Source organism: Volucribacter psittacicida, assembly GCF_004339025.1.
GTDB lineage: Bacteria > Pseudomonadota > Gammaproteobacteria > Enterobacterales > Pasteurellaceae > Volucribacter > Volucribacter psittacicida.
The window spans coordinates 204,670-222,368 of sequence record NZ_SMFT01000002.1 but is presented as its reverse complement, the minus strand read 5'-3'; the positions used below and the strand labels follow the sequence as shown (position 1 = coordinate 222,368).

Annotated in this window: 15 protein-coding genes; 5 read left to right on the top strand and 10 right to left on the bottom strand. The window is 38.3% G+C overall.

What is annotated here, in order from left to right:
- Positions 1–22: 22 nt before the first annotated feature.
- The 8 genes from htpG to ltnD all read right to left on the bottom strand — a co-directional run bounded on the left by htpG (position 23) and on the right by ltnD (position 10,679).
- On the bottom strand, positions 23–1,906 hold the full coding sequence (htpG, locus tag EV694_RS04400; protein WP_132689821.1) for a molecular chaperone HtpG: 1,884 nt from the start codon (positions 1,904–1,906) through the stop codon (positions 23–25).
- 235 nt (positions 1,907–2,141) lie between these two features.
- Complete coding sequence (gene tkt / locus EV694_RS04395) at positions 2,142–4,142, bottom strand: transketolase (protein ID WP_132689818.1); 2,001 nt, start codon at positions 4,140–4,142, stop codon at positions 2,142–2,144.
- A gap of 113 nt (positions 4,143–4,255) precedes the next feature.
- Positions 4,256–5,605 (bottom strand): alpha/beta hydrolase-fold protein, encoded by a 1,350-nt coding sequence (locus EV694_RS04390; RefSeq protein WP_132689815.1) that lies wholly within the window; start codon positions 5,603–5,605, stop codon positions 4,256–4,258.
- 61 nt (positions 5,606–5,666) lie between these two features.
- Positions 5,667–7,022: a GntT/GntP/DsdX family permease gene (locus tag EV694_RS04385; protein WP_132689812.1), complete on the bottom strand. Its 1,356-nt coding sequence runs from the start codon at positions 7,020–7,022 to the stop codon at positions 5,667–5,669.
- Between the two features lie 86 nt (positions 7,023–7,108).
- The gene (gene otnI / locus EV694_RS04380) at positions 7,109–7,885 is read right to left on the bottom strand and encodes a 2-oxo-tetronate isomerase (RefSeq protein WP_132689809.1); all 777 of its coding nucleotides are present in this window, start codon (positions 7,883–7,885) and stop codon (positions 7,109–7,111) included.
- 1 nt (position 7,886) lies between these two features.
- Positions 7,887–8,519 (bottom strand): 3-oxo-tetronate 4-phosphate decarboxylase, encoded by a 633-nt coding sequence (otnC, locus tag EV694_RS04375; protein ID WP_132689806.1) that lies wholly within the window; start codon positions 8,517–8,519, stop codon positions 7,887–7,889.
- A complete protein-coding gene (otnK, locus tag EV694_RS04370) occupies positions 8,516–9,763 on the bottom strand; it encodes a 3-oxo-tetronate kinase (RefSeq protein ID WP_132689803.1) in 1,248 nt (415 codons plus the stop codon). The genes otnC and otnK overlap by 4 nt, the downstream gene beginning before the upstream one ends.
- A 1-nt stretch (position 9,764) precedes the next feature.
- Entirely contained in the window at positions 9,765–10,679 is a 915-nt protein-coding gene (gene ltnD, locus EV694_RS04365; protein ID WP_132689801.1) for an L-threonate dehydrogenase, read from the bottom strand.
- A gap of 199 nt (positions 10,680–10,878) precedes the next feature.
- Between ltnD and EV694_RS04360 the strand changes: the two genes are divergently transcribed.
- Positions 10,879–11,637 (top strand): DeoR/GlpR family DNA-binding transcription regulator, encoded by a 759-nt coding sequence (locus EV694_RS04360; RefSeq protein WP_132689798.1) that lies wholly within the window; start codon positions 10,879–10,881, stop codon positions 11,635–11,637.
- A 9-nt stretch (positions 11,638–11,646) separates the two neighbouring features.
- Positions 11,647–12,642, top strand: coding sequence for a gluconate operon transcriptional repressor GntR (gene gntR, locus EV694_RS04355; RefSeq protein ID WP_132689795.1), 996 nt, complete (start codon positions 11,647–11,649; stop codon positions 12,640–12,642).
- A 52-nt stretch (positions 12,643–12,694) separates the two neighbouring features.
- Here the strand turns inward: gntR and EV694_RS04350 are convergent, their stop codons facing one another.
- Positions 12,695–13,216 (bottom strand): gluconokinase, encoded by a 522-nt coding sequence (locus EV694_RS04350; protein ID WP_132689792.1) that lies wholly within the window; start codon positions 13,214–13,216, stop codon positions 12,695–12,697.
- Positions 13,217–13,442: 226 nt separating this feature from the next.
- Here EV694_RS04350 and EV694_RS04345 point away from each other — a divergent pair, with 226 nt between their 5' ends.
- Positions 13,443–14,792 carry a GntP family permease gene (locus tag EV694_RS04345; protein WP_132689789.1) on the top strand — a complete coding sequence of 450 codons (1,350 nt, stop codon included), beginning with the start codon at positions 13,443–13,445 and terminating at the stop codon, positions 14,790–14,792.
- A gap of 103 nt (positions 14,793–14,895) precedes the next feature.
- On the opposite strand, the gene EV694_RS04340 is transcribed toward EV694_RS04345, so the two are convergent.
- Positions 14,896–15,498 (bottom strand): YajG family lipoprotein, encoded by a 603-nt coding sequence (locus EV694_RS04340; protein ID WP_132689786.1) that lies wholly within the window; start codon positions 15,496–15,498, stop codon positions 14,896–14,898.
- Between the two features lie 181 nt (positions 15,499–15,679).
- Here EV694_RS04340 and EV694_RS04335 point away from each other — a divergent pair, with 181 nt between their 5' ends.
- Positions 15,680–15,985 carry a BolA family protein gene (locus EV694_RS04335; protein WP_424580043.1) on the top strand — a complete coding sequence of 102 codons (306 nt, stop codon included), beginning with the start codon at positions 15,680–15,682 and terminating at the stop codon, positions 15,983–15,985.
- A gap of 370 nt (positions 15,986–16,355) precedes the next feature.
- Positions 16,356–17,699, top strand: a complete 1,344-nt coding sequence (locus EV694_RS04330; protein WP_132689783.1) for a Na(+)-translocating NADH-quinone reductase subunit A — start codon at positions 16,356–16,358, stop codon at positions 17,697–17,699.

The window sequence follows — 17,699 nt, the reverse complement described above, 5'->3', positions numbered from 1 at the left end:
GCTTTGCTCACCTTATTAATTACTACCCAAGTAACTTATTAACCCGCTTAATAAAGGCAATCGGATTTTCTAAACTGCCACGTTCTGCCAACATAGATTGTTCTAATAATAATTCAATCCATTCTGCAAATTGTTGCTCATCGGCAATATCTGCGACTTTTTGTACCATTGGGTGGTCTGGGTTTAATTCAAAGGTGTATTTTACCTCTGGGACGCTTTGTCCAGCCGCTGCGAAAAGTTTTGCCATTTGTGTGGTCATTTGATCATTATCAGTAGAAACCACAGCAGGCGTATCCGTTAAGCGATGAGTTAAACGCACATCTTTCACTCGATCACCTAATAGATTTTTCACACGTTCAATAAAACTTGCAAAAGTTTTATCTTGCTCTTTTTGGCTTTCTTCTTGTTCTTTATCGGCGAGATCACCTAAATCTAAATCCGCTTTGCTAATGGTTTGTAATGGTTTTCCGTCAAATTCGGTTAGATAACTTAACATCCATTCATCAATGCGATCGGATAATAATAAAACCTCAATACCTTTCTTGTTAAAGATTTCTAAGTGCGGTGAGTTTTTAGCCGCAATATAGCTATCCGCAGTAATATAATAGATTGCTTTTTGCCCCTCTGGCATACGGCTTACATAATCTTGTAAGGACACTGTTTGTTCTGAGCTGTCCTGATGGGTTGAGGCAAAACGCAGTAACTTAGCAATCTCTTCTTTGTTGGCAAAATCTTCCGCAGGGCCTTCTTTTAGCACTAAACCAAATTGTTGCCAAAATTCTTGGTATTTTTGCTCATCATCTTTCGCCAATTTTTCTAGCATTTGTAGTGAACGTTTGGTTAAGGCTTTGCGTAAAGCCGCGGTGACTTTATTATCCTGTAAAATTTCTCTTGAAACATTTAACGGTAAATCATTGCTGTCAATTAAACCACGCATAAAGCGTAAATAATTCGGCATAAATTGTTCAGCATCGTCCATAATAAACACTCGTTGTACATAGAGTTTTAAGCCATGTTTATGTTCACGATTAAATAAATCCCAAGGGGCTTTGCTTGGTACATAGAGTAGGCTGGTATATTCTTGTTTTCCCTCAACTTTATTATGTACCCATAATAAAGGATCGCTGAAATCATGAGTTAAATGTTTATAAAATTCTTTATATTCTTCATCAGAAATATCGCCTTTGGCTCTTGTCCACAAGGCTTGGGCTTTGTTAATTTTTTCCCATTTAACGCCTGTTTCTTTGCCTTCATCATCATATTCTTTTGTGAGAACTTCCACAGGTAAGCCAATATGATCGGAATATTTGCTGATGATTTCGCGTAAACGCCAGTCATTTAAAAATTCTTTTTCATCCTCACGCAAATGTAAAGTAATTTCTGTACCACGCTGTGGTTTTTCAATATCAGCGACACTATATTCTCCCTCGCCTGCGGATTCCCAAAGGACACCTTTATCCGCTGACTCACCAGCGGCGCGACTTTTTACGGTAACTTTGTCCGCGACAATAAAGGCAGAATAAAAACCTACCCCAAACTGACCGATTAATTGGCTATCTTTTGCTTGTTCACTGCCGAGGGCGGATAAAAACTCTTTAGTGCCAGATTTGGCAATGGTACCTAAGTTATCAATAATTTGTTCACGCGTCATACCAATACCATTATCACTAATGGTTAATGTACCTTTTTGTTCATCAGTACTAATACGCACTTTTAAATCGCCATCGCCTTCATAAAGTTCTGGGGCTGAAAGGGCTTTAAAACGTAATTTATCTGCGGCATCAGAGGCGTTAGAAATTAATTCGCGTAAAAAAATCTCTTTGTTGGAATAAAGAGAATGGATCATTAATTGTAGTAATTGTTTGACTTCCGATTGAAAGCCTCTTGTTTCTTGATTTTGACTCATTGTTTTATCCTATATGTTGATTATAAATAAAAGAATACCTAGCCTATATAGGCATAAAAAATGAAATTTCAAGGAGATAGTGGTTAATAGTCGTCCCACTTTAAAATGATACAGCGTTGGTACGTCTCGCCGTTGTTTTCTGCATACTGTTCAACTTAAAGGGATGATAAAAAAATGATCTGTTACTCAAGTTAAGTAACAGATCAAGAATTTATTTAATAAGTGCGGTCAGAAATTACAAAATTTCTTTCGCGGTTGCCACCACGTTTTCTACGGTAAAGCCGAACAGTTTAAATAGCTCATCGGCTGGGGCGGATTCGCCAAAGCTGTGCATACCAATTACACGTCCTTCAAAGCCAACATATTTATACCACGCATCAGTAATACCCGCTTCAATGGCAATACGTTTGGTTACTTCTTTTGGTAATACTTGTTGTTTATAGTTTTCATCTTGACGATCAAACACATTAGTACAAGGTAAAGAAACCACACGCACTTTTTTACCCTCAGCGGTTAATTGTTCAAAGGCGTTTACCGCTAATTCCACTTCTGAACCTGTGGCAATTAAAATTAATTCAGGTTTGCCATCAGCACAATCTTTTAAAATATAGCCCCCACGAGCCACATCAGCAAGCTGTTGGTTATCACGTTGTTGTTGAGCCAGATTTTGGCGAGTGAAAATTAACGCACTTGGACCAGCTTTACGCTCTACCGCTTGTTGCCACGCAATGGCTGATTCTACTTGATCGCAAGGACGCCATGTATCTAAGTTTGGTATTAAGCGTAATGAAGCGGTTTGCTCCACAGGTTGATGGGTTGGACCGTCTTCACCTAAACCAATGGAATCGTGGGTATAAACAAAGAGGACACGTTGTTTCATTAATGCTGCCATACGCACCGCATTATGAGCGTATTCATAGAACATTAAGAAGGTTGCACCATAAGGAATAAAACCGCCATGTAAAGCAATACCATTCATAATGGCAGACATACCAAATTCACGCACACCGTAATTAATATAATTACCGTCAACATTTTCTGTTGCACGCAGTGGTCTTGAGCCAGACCATAGGGTTAAGTTAGAACCCGCTAAGTCCGCAGAACCGCCTAAAAACTCAGGTAAAACTGGGGCGTAAGCCTCAATGGCATTTTGAGAGGCTTTACGGCTGGCAATCGCCGCAGGATTAGCTTGTAATTTTTCAATAAAGGCTTGAGAATGCGCCGTCCAATTTGCGGGTAATTCTCCGCTAATACGGCGTTTAAACTCAGCAGCTAATTCAGGATAAGCCTGCTCATAAGCGGCAAATTTTTGTTGCCAAGCTTGTTCAGCGGCTTGACCTTGTTGTTTTGCATCCCATTGGGCATAAATATCATCAGGAATTTCAAATGGGGCATATTGCCAACCTAAATATTCACGAGCCGCCGCAATTTCTGCATCACCTAATGGAGCGCCATGGCAATCGTGCGAGTTTTGTTTATTTGGCGAGCCATAGCCAATAATGGTTTTACAAATAATTAAGGTTGGTTTGTTTTGTTCTGCTTGTGCTTGTTTAATGGCTTGCACAATTTGCTCAGGATTATGCCCATCAATGGCAGGAATTACTTGCCAGCCATAAGCCTCAAAACGTTTTTGTGTATCATCAGTAAACCAACCGTCAACATGACCATCAATAGAAATATTATTGTCATCATAGAAAGCAATTAATTTCCCTAAACCTAGTGTTCCAGCTAATGAACAAGCCTCGTGGGAAACCCCCTCCATTAAGCAACCATCGCCAAGGAAAACGTAAGTATAGTGATCGACAATCTCGTGTCCGCTACGGTTAAATTGAGCCGCTAAGGTTTTTTCTGCTATCGCCATACCTACCGCATTGGTAATCCCTTGTCCTAAAGGGCCTGTGGTGGTTTCTACGCCAGGCGCATAGCCATATTCAGGATGTCCTGGCGTTTTAGAATGTAATTGACGGAATTGTTTTAAATCTTCAATAGAAAGATCATAGCCGCTAAGATGTAGCAAACTATAAATTAACATTGAGCCATGTCCATTCGATAACACAAAGCGATCGCGATCAGCCCATTGCGGATTAGTTGGATTATGTTTGAGAAAATCACGCCATAACACTTCGGCAATATCCGCCATTCCCATTGGTGCACCTGGGTGTCCAGATTTTGCTTTTTGTACTGCGTCCATACTTAAAAAGCGAATTGCATTCGCCAACACTTTACGGTTAGCCATATTAATCTCCTAAAAAAGAAATAACCTAAATTAAAATCTTTTTGATTGTACACTATTTATAAGATAATGTACTGCGATTAATGTAATTTGTTTTGCCTGTTGATAAGAGCTGGTTATTCCTTGATAGTTCGTTTCTGTTGCAATAACCAATTCATTACTGCTGGGCTATCAAACGCCATATCCCAACTATTATGTGCATTATTGTTAATAATGCCATTGTCGCCAACTTGTTGAAATGTTAATTCATTATATTTAACAAAAGGGGCGTTAAGTGAGCGGAGTATTTGATAGTTTTTTTGAGTACCTGTTACAGGCGCAATTTTATCTTCTTTACTATGAATAAACCAAATAGGTATATGCTGAATACTAGCAAGATTATCTTTGGTGGCATTACCATCGATCCACTCAAGACTATGTGCTTCACGTCCACTAAGTAGCAATGCACCTGCAAAAAAGTGCGGTCGTTTTAGTAAAAGATTTAATGCGCCTTCTGCTCCTCTTGATAAGCCAATAAGATAAATTCTATCAGTATCAATATTAGGATTGTTAGCTAAGGTTTGATCAATCATTTTTAAGAGTAATTGTTGGCGATTATCTGTTTGCCAATGAATACCGCCGGGTTGCCCTTTCTCTACATTGTCAAAAGGATCAAATGGCGTTTGGTATTGTGGTGCAAGAACAAAGCCTTGTTCATAGGCTAAAGTAGAAATAGCACCTTTACTAGAAAGTAATTGAGCAAGATTATCTTTGCCTACTTGCCCTGAGCCATGTAAGAAGATCGTTAATGGGTATTTTTGTTGCGCAGATAATGGTGTATATAAACGATAAAGAAGTTGGTTGTCTGGGGTATTGAGATAAATACGATGGGAAGTAAATTGATCAATAAAAGGGGTAATGATATTTTTTCTTTCGGCAGATTGTTTCGCTTGTGTTGGTAAAACAGTTTTACCATTGACTAAAGGTAAATTACCAGTTTGGTTGATATGATAGATTAATCGTTGTTGATAATATTGTGGTACACGGCTCACTTGTACTTTTTGAGTATAAATAATTTGTCCCTCAGCATTTTTTTCTCGCACAGTAAGTGGGGTTTCATTCGCCTTGTTTAGCTGATAAACATCGGCATTAGGATCATCTTGAGCCAATTCAATAATCACAAAGCGTCCTTGCTGTGGTTTTTCACTTCTTTCAGGACGATGATTGCTATAAGCCTTGAGTAATGTTCGTTCTTGTAATTCTTGTTGATCTAAACTGGTTTTCACTTGGTAGAGGGTTTTGAGATTATTGCCTGCTAATAAATCATCTTCATACTCTAAAGCAACAGCTGTGATTTTTTGCCCTTTGGCGGTAATTTCACTTAATAAACTTACATTGAGGATAGCAGGATTTTCAGTATTTCTTAATGATTGAGCGAATGTTGTGGTATTGAAGAAAAATAAAAGTAATAGAACGTATTTTTTCATTTTGTTCTCTCCTCTGAAACAATAAAAAAGTTAGGGATTTGCCCTAACTTTTTAGATGATATTAGACAAAGATAAACCAAATTAAACTAATAAAGATAAAGGCGAGACTACCGAACAAAGTAGATAATATTGTCCAAGTGCGTAGCCCTTCACTAATGGAAATGCCAAAGAATTTTGTCCATACCCAAAATAAGGAGTCATTAACGTGTGATAAGGTCATAGAGCCTGCACCAATTGCCAGAGTAAGGAGTGAGATTTGTAATCCTGTATATTGTTCCGCAATAGCCGCTGGGGCGAGAATTGTGGCGGTAGTAATTGTTGCAACGGTTGCTGAACCTTGAGCAGCACGTAATAAAGCCGATAATATAAACGCAAGGAGTAATAAAGGTAAGCCTGTGCTTGCTAACACATCAGCGAGCGCTTTGCCAACGCCACTCGCATCTAATACCTTTCCAAACATACCGCCAGCACCAGTGATAAGTATAATGCCAGCTATTGGCGCGAGTGCGGAGTTTAAAATTTCTTCTAAACGATCAGCATTCCAACCTCGTCTAATACCTAAAACATAAGATGATAGGAATACAGCAATTAATAATGCAAAAGGAGAGCTACCAATCATACTAAATATTTCTCTGATAAGGTTACCTTTTGGGAGCATAGTCGCTGTTACTGTCCCTAACATAATTAAAATCAGAGGAAAAACGATCATTGCTAATACCGTACTAAAGGCAGGTAATCCTTGTTCTTGTTGTGCGATCTTTTTTTGTTGTTGAATAAGATCACTAGATGTTGGTACAGCGACAAAATTACGCTTGGTAAAAAAAGGAATACAGAGATAGCCCAATAAATAAGCAGGCAAAGCCGCAATTAATCCAATGCCTAGCACTAAGCCAATGTCCGCTTGTAAACTTTGTGCTCCTGCTACGATCCCCGGATGAGGTGGAAGTAAAACGTGAACAAGTAACATTGATAAACCAATAGGTAAAGCATATACCAACATATTGCCACCTATGCGTCTAGCAACACTAAAAATAATAGGAATTAATACAATAAAACCAACATCAACGAAAACAGGAATACCAAAAATAAACCCTGTCATACCAAGGGCAAAGGGAGCACGTTTTTCACCAAATTTATTGAGTAGCCAACTTGCAAGTACATCTGCACCATTGGACTTTTCAATAATTTTACCAAGCATAGCCCCCAATCCCACGATAAGGGCTACGCCGCCTAATGTACCGCCCATTCCGCTAATGAGTGTTGGTACAACTTTACTCATTGGAATACCTGCACTTAATGCGACGGCAATACTGACCAAACCTAAAGCAAGGAAAGGATGAACTTTTCCTTTAATCATAATGATTAACAAAGCAATAACGCTTGTGAGTCCGATAAGAATTAACATTTCATTTGACATAAAAAGACCTCCTCGTTGCTTATCTAAGTAAGCAACGAAATATGGTGATTAATTAAATAATGGGTATGGATAAATTAGAATAGGGATTATTTATACCGACTAAACCAAGCTAACCCCTGTTCTGTTTCGCCTCGAGGTTTATATTCACAGCCGATATAGCCCTCATAGCCCATTGCGTCTAACTTATCAAACAGGTATTGATAATTAATTTCTCCCTCATCAGGCTCGTGGCGATCAGGTACAGAAGCTATTTGAATGTGGGCAATATGTTTCGCCAATTTATCGGTTAAACGAGAAAGATTACCGTCCACATTTTGGGCGTGGAAATAATCAAGTTGAATAAATACATTATCTCGCTCAACTTGTTCAACAATCGCTAAGGTATCAAACTGACTTTTTAATAAATAATTAGGTTTAACTTCTGGGCTTAGCGCTTCAAGAAGTACATTGATACCATAGGGTTTAAACTTATCAGCAGCATAACGTATATTTTTAATAAAGGTTTGTTGATATTGCTGGCGATCAGCGCCTTCAGGAACAACAGCTGCCATAATATGAACATTAGAGCAACCTAAAGCAATGGCATATTCCAAAGCAAGATCTATTTCTCGTTGACTATCCTTTTCTCGTCCTGGGATAGCGGCAATGCCCCATTCGCCAGCCTCAATGTTGCCAGCAGGGGTGTTAAATAGCACTTGTTTTAGCCCATATTGATCGAGTTTGGCTTTTAATTCGTGAGCGGGATAATCATAAGGCCAAAGATATTCTACGTAGTTAAAACCAGCTTTAGCAGCGGCGGCAAAACGCTCTAAAAATGGCACTTCATTAAACATCATTGTTAAATTGGCAGCAAATTTTGGCATATTATTTTCCTCTGTTTTTTAGAAAATTCACTTCGTCATCACTTAGATAGCGGATAGCTTGACCTTGTAAGATAAAATAGAGTTTGGCAGTTTCTTCCAACTCTTCACAGTTATCTACCGCATCAATCAAATCCGAGCCTGTTACCACTACACCATGATTGGCTAATAAAAAGGCTTTGGCGGTATTGGCACGTTCGCCTAATTCTCTCGCAATATTGATATCACCCGGTGGATAGTATGGTATGAGGGGTAATTGTCCTACTCTCATAACATAATAGGGCGTGAAGGCTTGCATTGCGTTATCAGGATTAAGCTCCTGTAAACAGGATAAGGCTGTTAAATAGGTTGAATGTAAATGAACAATCGCTTGGCAATCAGGATTATTTTGGTACATAGCTAAATGAAAGACCGATTCTTTAGAGGGTTTATCTCCCTCTAATAAATTGCCTTGCATATCCAATACAGAAAGACGCTCCGCTTGTAAACGCCCTAATGAAGATCCTGTTGGTGTTACTAAAATACGTTGTTTATCAAGTCGTACAGAAAGATTACCTGCACCACCAACACTATAGCCACGTTCAAATAAAGAACGAGCTAAATCAACCATTTGTTGTTTTTGTTGTTGTTCTTTCATACGGACATATCCTGTGCAAAACGGAAAAAATCTTGGCGACCAAAATTGCCTGATTTCAAGGCAAGGAAAATCGGTTGCTCAATGGCTTTTAACCAAGGCACACCCGGTGCGATTTGTTTACCGATATGAAAACCTTGAAAACCTAATTGTTGTACCACAATGCTTGAGGTTTCTCCGCCTGCGGTAATAAAATGTGTTACTCCATAGTCTTTTAATTTTTGTGCTAATTTTGCAAAGGTTTGTTCAATCGCATGGCTGGCTTTTTCTGCCCCAAATTGCTGTTGGATTTCTGCTAATTTTTCAGCAGGTACGGTAGCATAAATCATTGGGGCAAACTCATCGTCTAAATGTTTGATAACCCATTGATAAAGTTCCCCAACATAATTAGGGGTGTTAAGCGTTTGTGCCACATCTAGCCAACAACTGGCGGCATATTGTTGATAATCCTCTACTTGCTGATTTGTCATTAAAGAACAAGAGCCAGATAGAACGACAGTTTTTCCTTTTGTCGCGGTCGGCACAAAAGCATTTTTTCCTGTTTTTCCGCCACTTAAACGAGCCGCCATATAAGCCCCTAATCCAGAACCACCAGTAACAAGTTTTAAATCGGTAATGGCTTCTGCTAAGGTGGCTAATTGGCTATTATCCACCGCATCAACCACTGCATAACGGTAGCCTTGCTGTTGTAATTCAGCTAAACGTGCTTTAACCTGATTTGCTCCCTGACTAACATCAGCATAAGCAACTAAACCCGTTTTACCCTGTGCTTGAGCGTCCATTAAACGCATTAAGTTAGCATCTTTCATTGGGGTAATTGGGTGATTACGCATACCTGATTCATTTAATAATTGTTCGCCAACAAATAAATAACCATTGAAAATGGTACGTCCATTCACAGGTAAAGCGGGGCTAATCACCGTAAAAGTTTCGCCTAATGCATCAAGCAAAGCATCGGTAACAGGACCAATATTTCCTTTGGCGGTGCTATCAAAGGTTGAACAATATTTAAAATAAAATTGTTGGCAGCCTTGTGTTTTGAGCCAATCTAAGGCTTGCAAAGACTGTTGTATCGCTTGTTGTACAGGATTAGAACGAGATTTCAAACTAATCACAATCGCTTCAACTTGTTCCGTTAATGGTTGTGTTGGTACACCATTCATTTGGACGGTTTTTAATCCATTTTCTGTTAGAAAACTAGCGATATCACTTGCGCCAGTAAAATCATCAGCAATAATGCCTAACATCTTAGTTTTCTCCTTGTTTAGAGGGTAAATTCACACCGCTAAAAATTTTGATAACCGCACTATCATCTTGTTTGCCATAACCAGCGTTACTGGCTTGAGTAAACATCGCATAAGCTGTACTGGCTAAATGTAATGGAAAGTGCAAGGCTTTAGCTGTATCATTCACTAATCCCAAATCTTTGACAAAAATATCAACCATTGATAATGGCGTATAATCGCCCTCCACAACGTGTTTCATACGGTTTTCAAACATCCACGAATTACCAGCGGCATGAGTAACCACGTCATACATTAAATCTAAAGGAATACCTGCTTTGGCGGCTAATGCCATTGCTTCTGCCCCAGCGGCAATATGTACGCCTGCTAATAACTGATGAATAATTTTGACGGTCGCCCCTAAGCCAATATCTTGACCAATGTTATAGACTTTACCTGCTACTGCTGATAATACAGGTTGTAATTTATGGAAGGCTTGCTCTGAGCCTGATGCCATAACGGTCATTTCGCCATTTGCCGCTTTTGCTGCGCCACCAGAAACAGGTGCATCAAGCATAATTAATCCAAATTCTGTTAATTTTTGTGAAATTTGTTGAGCGTCTTGAGCGGAAATGGTGGACGATACCATCACAGCTGTACCAGCTTTTAGTTGTTGAGCAAGACCGTTTTCACCAAATAATACGGCGTTTACTTGTTGAGCATTGACAACTAATAACAAAACCGCATCTAAAATGTTTGCAAAATCTACCGCACTTTTTGCTACCCCTTTTGCACCAGCTTGTTTTAATTCTTCTAATGCTTGTGGATTGAGATCAATGCCGTAGGTATCTAAACCGGCACGAATACAAGATTTAGCCGCTCCCATACCCATCGTACCTAAACCAACGATAGCTACCGAATAAGATGAATGTGTGCTCATAATGATTCCCTTTTTTGATGAAATAAGTTATTTGATAATTTAGCGTTTTTTTCTGATTAAGTCTGCGATCAAGATCACAAATATTAACATTAAGTTAAAATTTGTTAATTTACTGAGTTAAAAAACTTCCTGCTTGTTGTATGCGAGTATCCAGAAAAGGAGTATAATTTCAGTTACTTATGGAGTCAGAGGGAAAATTATGATCCCAATAGAACGGCAAAAAAAAATTATTAATCTTATTCATCAACATCAAATACTTGGCATTAATGAGCTGGTTGATTTGTTTCAAGTTTCTCATATGACAATACGGCGAGATATCAAAAAGCTAGAAGATGAAGGTAAAATCATTACTGTGTCAGGTGGTATTCAATTACACGAACGGTTAGCCAGTGAGCCTGCTCGTATTGATAAATCTTTATTATTTTATCCACAAAAACAACGTATTGGAGCAAAAGCTACAGAATTAATTAAAACCAATAGCACGATTTATTTAGACGCTGGTACGACAACATTGGAAATTGCCAAGCGTATTTGTCAACGTGAAGATCTGTTAGTCATTACTAATGATTTTGTTATTACTGAATTTCTTTCGGAACAAGGAAAGTGTCAATTAATTCACACGGGCGGATTTGTTAATAAACCTAATCATTCTTCAGTGGGAGAATTGGCGGCACAATTTCTGCGTAATATTTCTATTGATATGGCATTTATTTCTACCTCTTCTTGGAATATAAAAGGGCTTACTACCCCTGATGAAAATAAAATTCCTGTAAAAAGAGCCATCATACAATCTTCCCACCACAAAATATTAGTGAGTGATTCGTCTAAGTATGGCAAAGTCGCAACATTCTTTTTATTTCCTTTAACAAATTTTAACAAGATTATCTGTGATAAGGATTTAATTGAAAATGCACAAAATGCCATTCAAGAGACAAATATTGAATTAATGTTAGTTTAAATTATTAAGATGAAACATAAACGCCCTACCTTACAAGATATCGCCAATCATCTCGGTATAACTAAGATGACAATAAGTCGTTATCTACGGGATCCAAATAAAGTCTCTCAAGCAACAAGAGAAAAGATTGCGGCAGCAATAGAAAATTTTGGCTATATTCCTAATCGAGCCCCTGATATTTTATCTAATGCGAAAAGTAAAGCCATAGGGGTATTAGTTCCCTCTTTAACCAATCATGTCTTTGCTGATGTGATAAAAGGTATCGAGCAAGTTACGGATCAAGCGGGTTACCAAACTATGCTTGCTCATTATGGCTACAGTGTAGAAAAAGAAGAACAACGGATTGAATCCTTATTGTCTTATCACGTTGATGGGTTGATTTTATCGGAAAATCATCATTCAGCACGAACCTTAAAAATGTTGCAAGTGGCAAATATTCCTGTTATTGAAATTATGGATAGTCGAGAGATGGGCTTACAGCAAGCTATTGGTTTTGATAATGTTGGTGCAGCACAAGCGATGACTGAAACGATGATCCAACGAGGCTATCAGCAAATTGTTTACCTTACAGCTCGTATGGATAAACGTACCCAGCTAAAAATGCAAGGGTATGAATATGCAATGAGAAAACATCAATTATCTCCTCGTAGTCTTATTACTTCTGAGCCTTCCTCTTTTACCTTAGGCGCAAAACAATTACGTTTAGCTCTTGAACAATATCCAGAAACGAACGGAATTTTTTGCACCAATGATGATTTGGCCATTGGGGCGTTATTTGAATGTCAACGCTTGGGGATTAAGATTCCACAGCAAATGGCTATTGCCGGTTTTCACGGACATGATGTAGCCTTATCCATTACGCCAAAACTCGCCACCGTGATTACGCCTCGTTTAGCTATTGGTACAAGGGCGGCACAGGAATTATTAGATCGTATCCATCAACGCCCACAACAAAGTTTAATCGTGGATTTAGGTTATCAAATTTATCTTGGTGAAACGCTATAGTTGCTTTGCTTTAAAATAATATAGCGTTGACATACTTTGCGGTATCTTTGACTTATAACAACGGACGAATAGCCTTGATACAACGCTGAACCACCTCATCAAAAGGAGCATTGATATCAATAGGAATCACATCTGTTTCATCCACTTGAGGAATTTCTAAGGTATCAAATTGGCTTTTTAACATCTCTATTTTCATAAAATGCCCTTGCCGTTTTTTCATACGTTCTAATACTAAATGAAAATCCCCTTGTAAAAAAATAAAGGTGATATGGTTGTTACCAGCACGAATTTGATCACGATATTGACGTTTTAATGCGGAACAAATAATAATGCCTTGTTCACTTTTTTGCTCAAGGCTAAAGGCAGCATCGCGAATACGTTCTAACCAAGGTGCACGATCCTCGTCATTAAGCGGTTGCCCTTTTCCCATTTTTAGAATATTGGCACTAGGGTGTAAATCATCGCCGTCAATCAGTTTTAAACCAAGCTGATGAGCAACTTCTGTACCAATGGAGGTTTTTCCTGTACTTGATACGCCCATTAAAATAAAACTTCTTCCTTTTTGACACGACATAATGCTTACCTCAAACGTTACCAGTAACAAAAAATTTTAATTATCATCGCAAAAAATAATGAAAATAGCCACCGCACTTTTTAGTTTAATATTGAATTTGTGAAGCAGATCGCAATTTCAAATATTGGTTTGCAAAGATAATTTACAATAAGTCAAAAAGTCAGTATGTTACCAGTAACTATTTAAATGATATTTAATCTGCTCATTTTTAACTAAGGAAATGCTTATGTTAATTGGAATTATGATTGTTGCCATTTTGCTTTTATTGGTTTTAATTATGAAATTTAAGGTACACGCTTTTGTTGCCTTAATTATTGTGAGTTTATTTACCGCACTTGCGGCAGGTATTCCAGTTAATAAAATTTTGCCTACATTATTAAATGGTTTTGGTGGCACGCTTGCTTCAGTGGCATTATTAGTGGGATTGGGCGCAATGATTGGGAGATTATTGGAGATTACAGGTGGTGCAAAAGTGCTTGCTGATACTTTAATTAATCAATTTGGCGAGAAAAAAGCGCCTTTTGCCTTAGGTATTGCTTCATTATTATTTGGTTTTCCTATCTTCTTTGATGCGGGATTAGTGGTTATGTTACCTATTATTTTTAGTGTAGCAAAACAATTTGGTGGCTCAGTGTTACGTTATGCTTTCCCTGCTGCAGGGGCTTTTGCAGTGATGCACGCTTTTGCCCCTCCACATCCCGGCCCAGTAGCATCTGGCGAGTTATTAGGTGTGAATATGGGATTATTAACTATCGTGGGGATTATTTGTGCCATTCCTACTTGGTATTTTGCTGCATATTTATTTAGCACCTATTTAGGGCGTAAAATTCACGTTGATTTGCCTAAAGCCTTTCTTAATGCCACAGCCATCAATGAAACAGCGGTAATAAATCCACCGAGTTTTGGCAAAGTATTATTTTTACTCTTACTTCCTTTAGCCTTAATTTTGTTAGATACAGGGCTTAACACCTTATCTGTGGCACAAGTGATTGATGGTTCACAGCTTTGGGTTGAGAGTTTACGCTTATTAGGTAAAACACCAATCGCTTTATTAATCACTCTTATCGCCGCCATTTTGTTATTGAAAGAACAACGTAGTTATGAGCAAATTGAGAAAATCTGTGATAACGCCTTAGGTCCAATTTGTTCCATTGTTTTGGTAACAGGGGCTGGCGGTATGTTTGGTGGGGTTTTACGAGCCAGTGGTATCGGTGAAGTATTAGCCCAAATGTTTGCCGATACAGGTATGCCAGTGATTGTTGCAGCCTTTATTATTTCGTTAACTTTAAGGGTAGCACAAGGATCGGCGACTGTTGCATTGACGACAACAGCAGCACTTATCGCCCCAACCGTAGCTGCCACTTCAGGATTAAGTCAGTTTGATTTATGTTTTATCGTTATTGCCATTGCGTCAGGCTCAACTGCGTTATCGCACGTTAATGACTCTGGCTTCTGGTTAGTGAGTCGTTTTCTAGAAATGGATACCAAAACCACCTTAAAAACTTGGACGGTATTAGAAACAATGATCGGATTAGTCGGATTTGCTATTGCTTTGTTGGGAAGTGTTTTATTGTAATGAATTAAGGGGGATTAGCCCCCTTAAAATAATCCAGCCTTGGTACGCCTTGTATTATTTTTTAATTGAAACGACTATAAATTTAGACCGCACTTTCACACAATTAGCGAGCGTATTGATGAATGGCTTGGCTAATTTCTTGATCTTGATAGATTTTCTGAGTGATGTCATTTAATGTGGTGGTAAGTACATTCTGAATCTCATTATTTTTGGCGGAAAACGCGCCTTCTTGCGTACGTGAGGCTGTTAAGGTTTTGGTAAATTGTCCCGCAGTGCCTTGAACTTGGATTTCAAGTTGAATATTACTGGTTATTTTATAGCGTAGGTTACCTTGTTCTACATTGGCATAAAAAGCCTTGATATTGACAATAACATTGGTATTAGATTGTGCTGGTGGGGTAATGCGAAAGCCTTTGCTATTAAGATCCTGTTGTAGGATTTGTTGGAATAATTGGGTAACGCTTGGCGATGAAGTGAGTTTGATAATTTTTTCTTGTTCTACATAACTCGCTACTTCTGGTTGCGGACGCTGATCCCGTGCCACAATATTTAACGTGGCTTGTGCTTGGTTTGCAATGTTAAATTGTACATTAGGAGCAATAGGGGTGAAGTATAAGGTTGTGCTAGTTTGGCTTTGGCAGGCGGTTAAACCTATACTTGCCATCAATAATGCTGTAAGAGTAAGGGATTTTGTGGTTTTGCTCATAGATGAAAACTCCAGAAAAAAGAAATTTAATGTTTGATATAACCGTTCCACTTTAAAATAATACGGTGTTGGCACTATCTGTACTGCTTTGGCGTACCCTCTTGTCTGATTTTAAATTGAAACGACTATAATATTGGGTAGAATATATAATTTCTTTATTGTTTTTACAAGAGAGGTCAAGGTGGAACAATATTTAGCAGATAAAATTTATACGCAATTTGCACCGCACTTTTTGCAAATAGAAAATGAAAGTCATCGGCATAGTTCGGGCAAAGGGGCAAATTCGCATTTTCGTATTGTGCTTGTGACGGATGATTTTTTAGGGATCAGTAAAGTCGCACGTCATCAACAAATGTATCAACTTTTTGCTCAAGAATTACAAACGGGCATTCATGCTTTGGCTTTACATTTATATACCTTAGAAGAGTGGCAAAATTTAAATCAGCAAGCACCATTATCGCCAAATTGTATGGGAGTGGGGCAATAGATACTCTTTTAGAGGTATTTTCTTTAGCTAAGATAAAAATGATTTTTGATGTACTTCAAAAAATTTCACTTTTTTTCAGGAAAAATTTGCTTGAAAGTGGCAAGATGCTTATTCTTTCGCTAAAATAAGTCGCTTTATTTTTAAATGAATTTTTAGCTGTTTGGTCTTAATGTCAATTTTGTGCCAAATATAGTGAAATACAGAATTTGAGTTTTATTTTTAGTGGTTGGAGTACAGATTATTATTAATTCGCATCCTTTCGCAATTAATGTATTTTTTCTGTCATAAAGCCCTTACTCAAGACGAGGTTATAACTGGCTAATTCAGTTATAGCTATATTTTCAATCTAACCGAAAGTAGTGCAAACAATATGATTACAATCAAAAAAGGCTTGGATCTTCCGATTGCAGGAAAACCTGCACAAGTAATCCATAACGGTAATCGCGTTAATGAAGTTGCTTTGCTTGGCGAAGAATATGTGGGTATGCGTCCTTCTATGAAGGTGCGTGAAGGTGATGTAGTAAAAAAAGGTCAGGTGCTTTTTGAAGATAAAAAGAATCCTGGTGTTGTATTTACTGCACCTGCCAGTGGAACGATTGTTGCCATTAATCGTGGGGAGAAACGGGTATTACAATCCGTTGTGATCCGTATTGAAGGTGATGATCAAATTCGTTTTACCGCTTATGATTCTGCCAAACTTGCTTCTTTAGACGCTGAGCAAGTAAAACAAAATTTGGTGGAATCTGGCTTATGGACAACCTTGAGAACGCGTCCATTTAGTAAAATTCCTGCGTTAGATGCAACGCCTTCTTCTTTATTTATTAATGCGATGGATACCAATCCGTTAGCGGCGGATCCTGTGGTCGTGATTAATGAAGAAAAGCAAGCATTTATTGATGGGGTAACCGTATTAAGTCGTTTAATCAGTGGTGATATTCATCTTTGTAAAGCGGCAGGAGCCAATCTTCCAGCGGTATCCGCAAATAATGTTAAAGTTCACGAATTTGCGGGTGTTCACCCTGCGGGCTTAGTCGGTACTCACATTCATTTTATTGATCCTGTTAGTGTGAATAAAAGCGTATGGCATATTAATTACCAAGATGTGATTGCTGTGGGCAAATTATTTACTACGGGGGAATTGGTAACGGATCGTGTGGTGGCATTATCTGGTCCTCAAGTGAAAAATCCTCGTCTAGTTCGCACCCAAATTGGGGCAAATTTAGCACAATTAACAGAAAATGAATTATTAGATGGCGATAATCGTGTGGTGTCTGGTTCTGTATTGCATGGTAATACTGCTCAAGGTCCACATAATTATTTAGGTCGTTATCATTTACAGGTTTCAGCTTTACTTGAAGGCTATGAAAAAGAGTTTTTAGGTTGGATTACGCCAGGTGCGGATAAATATTCTATTACCCGTACTACGGTTGGGCATTTCTTGAAAAATAAATTATTCAACTTTACCACTGCGGTAAATGGTGGCGAACGTGCTATGGTGCCAATTGGTAATTATGAACGTGTAATGCCACTCGATATTATCCCAACCTTATTATTACGGGATTTAATTTCTGGTGATACCGATAGTGCTCAAGCATTAGGTTGCTTAGAGTTAGATGAAGAAGATTTAGCACTTTGTACTTTTGTTTGCACAGGTAAATATGAGTACGGTCCAATCTTACGTCAAGCCTTAGATAAGATTGAGAAGGAAGGTTAA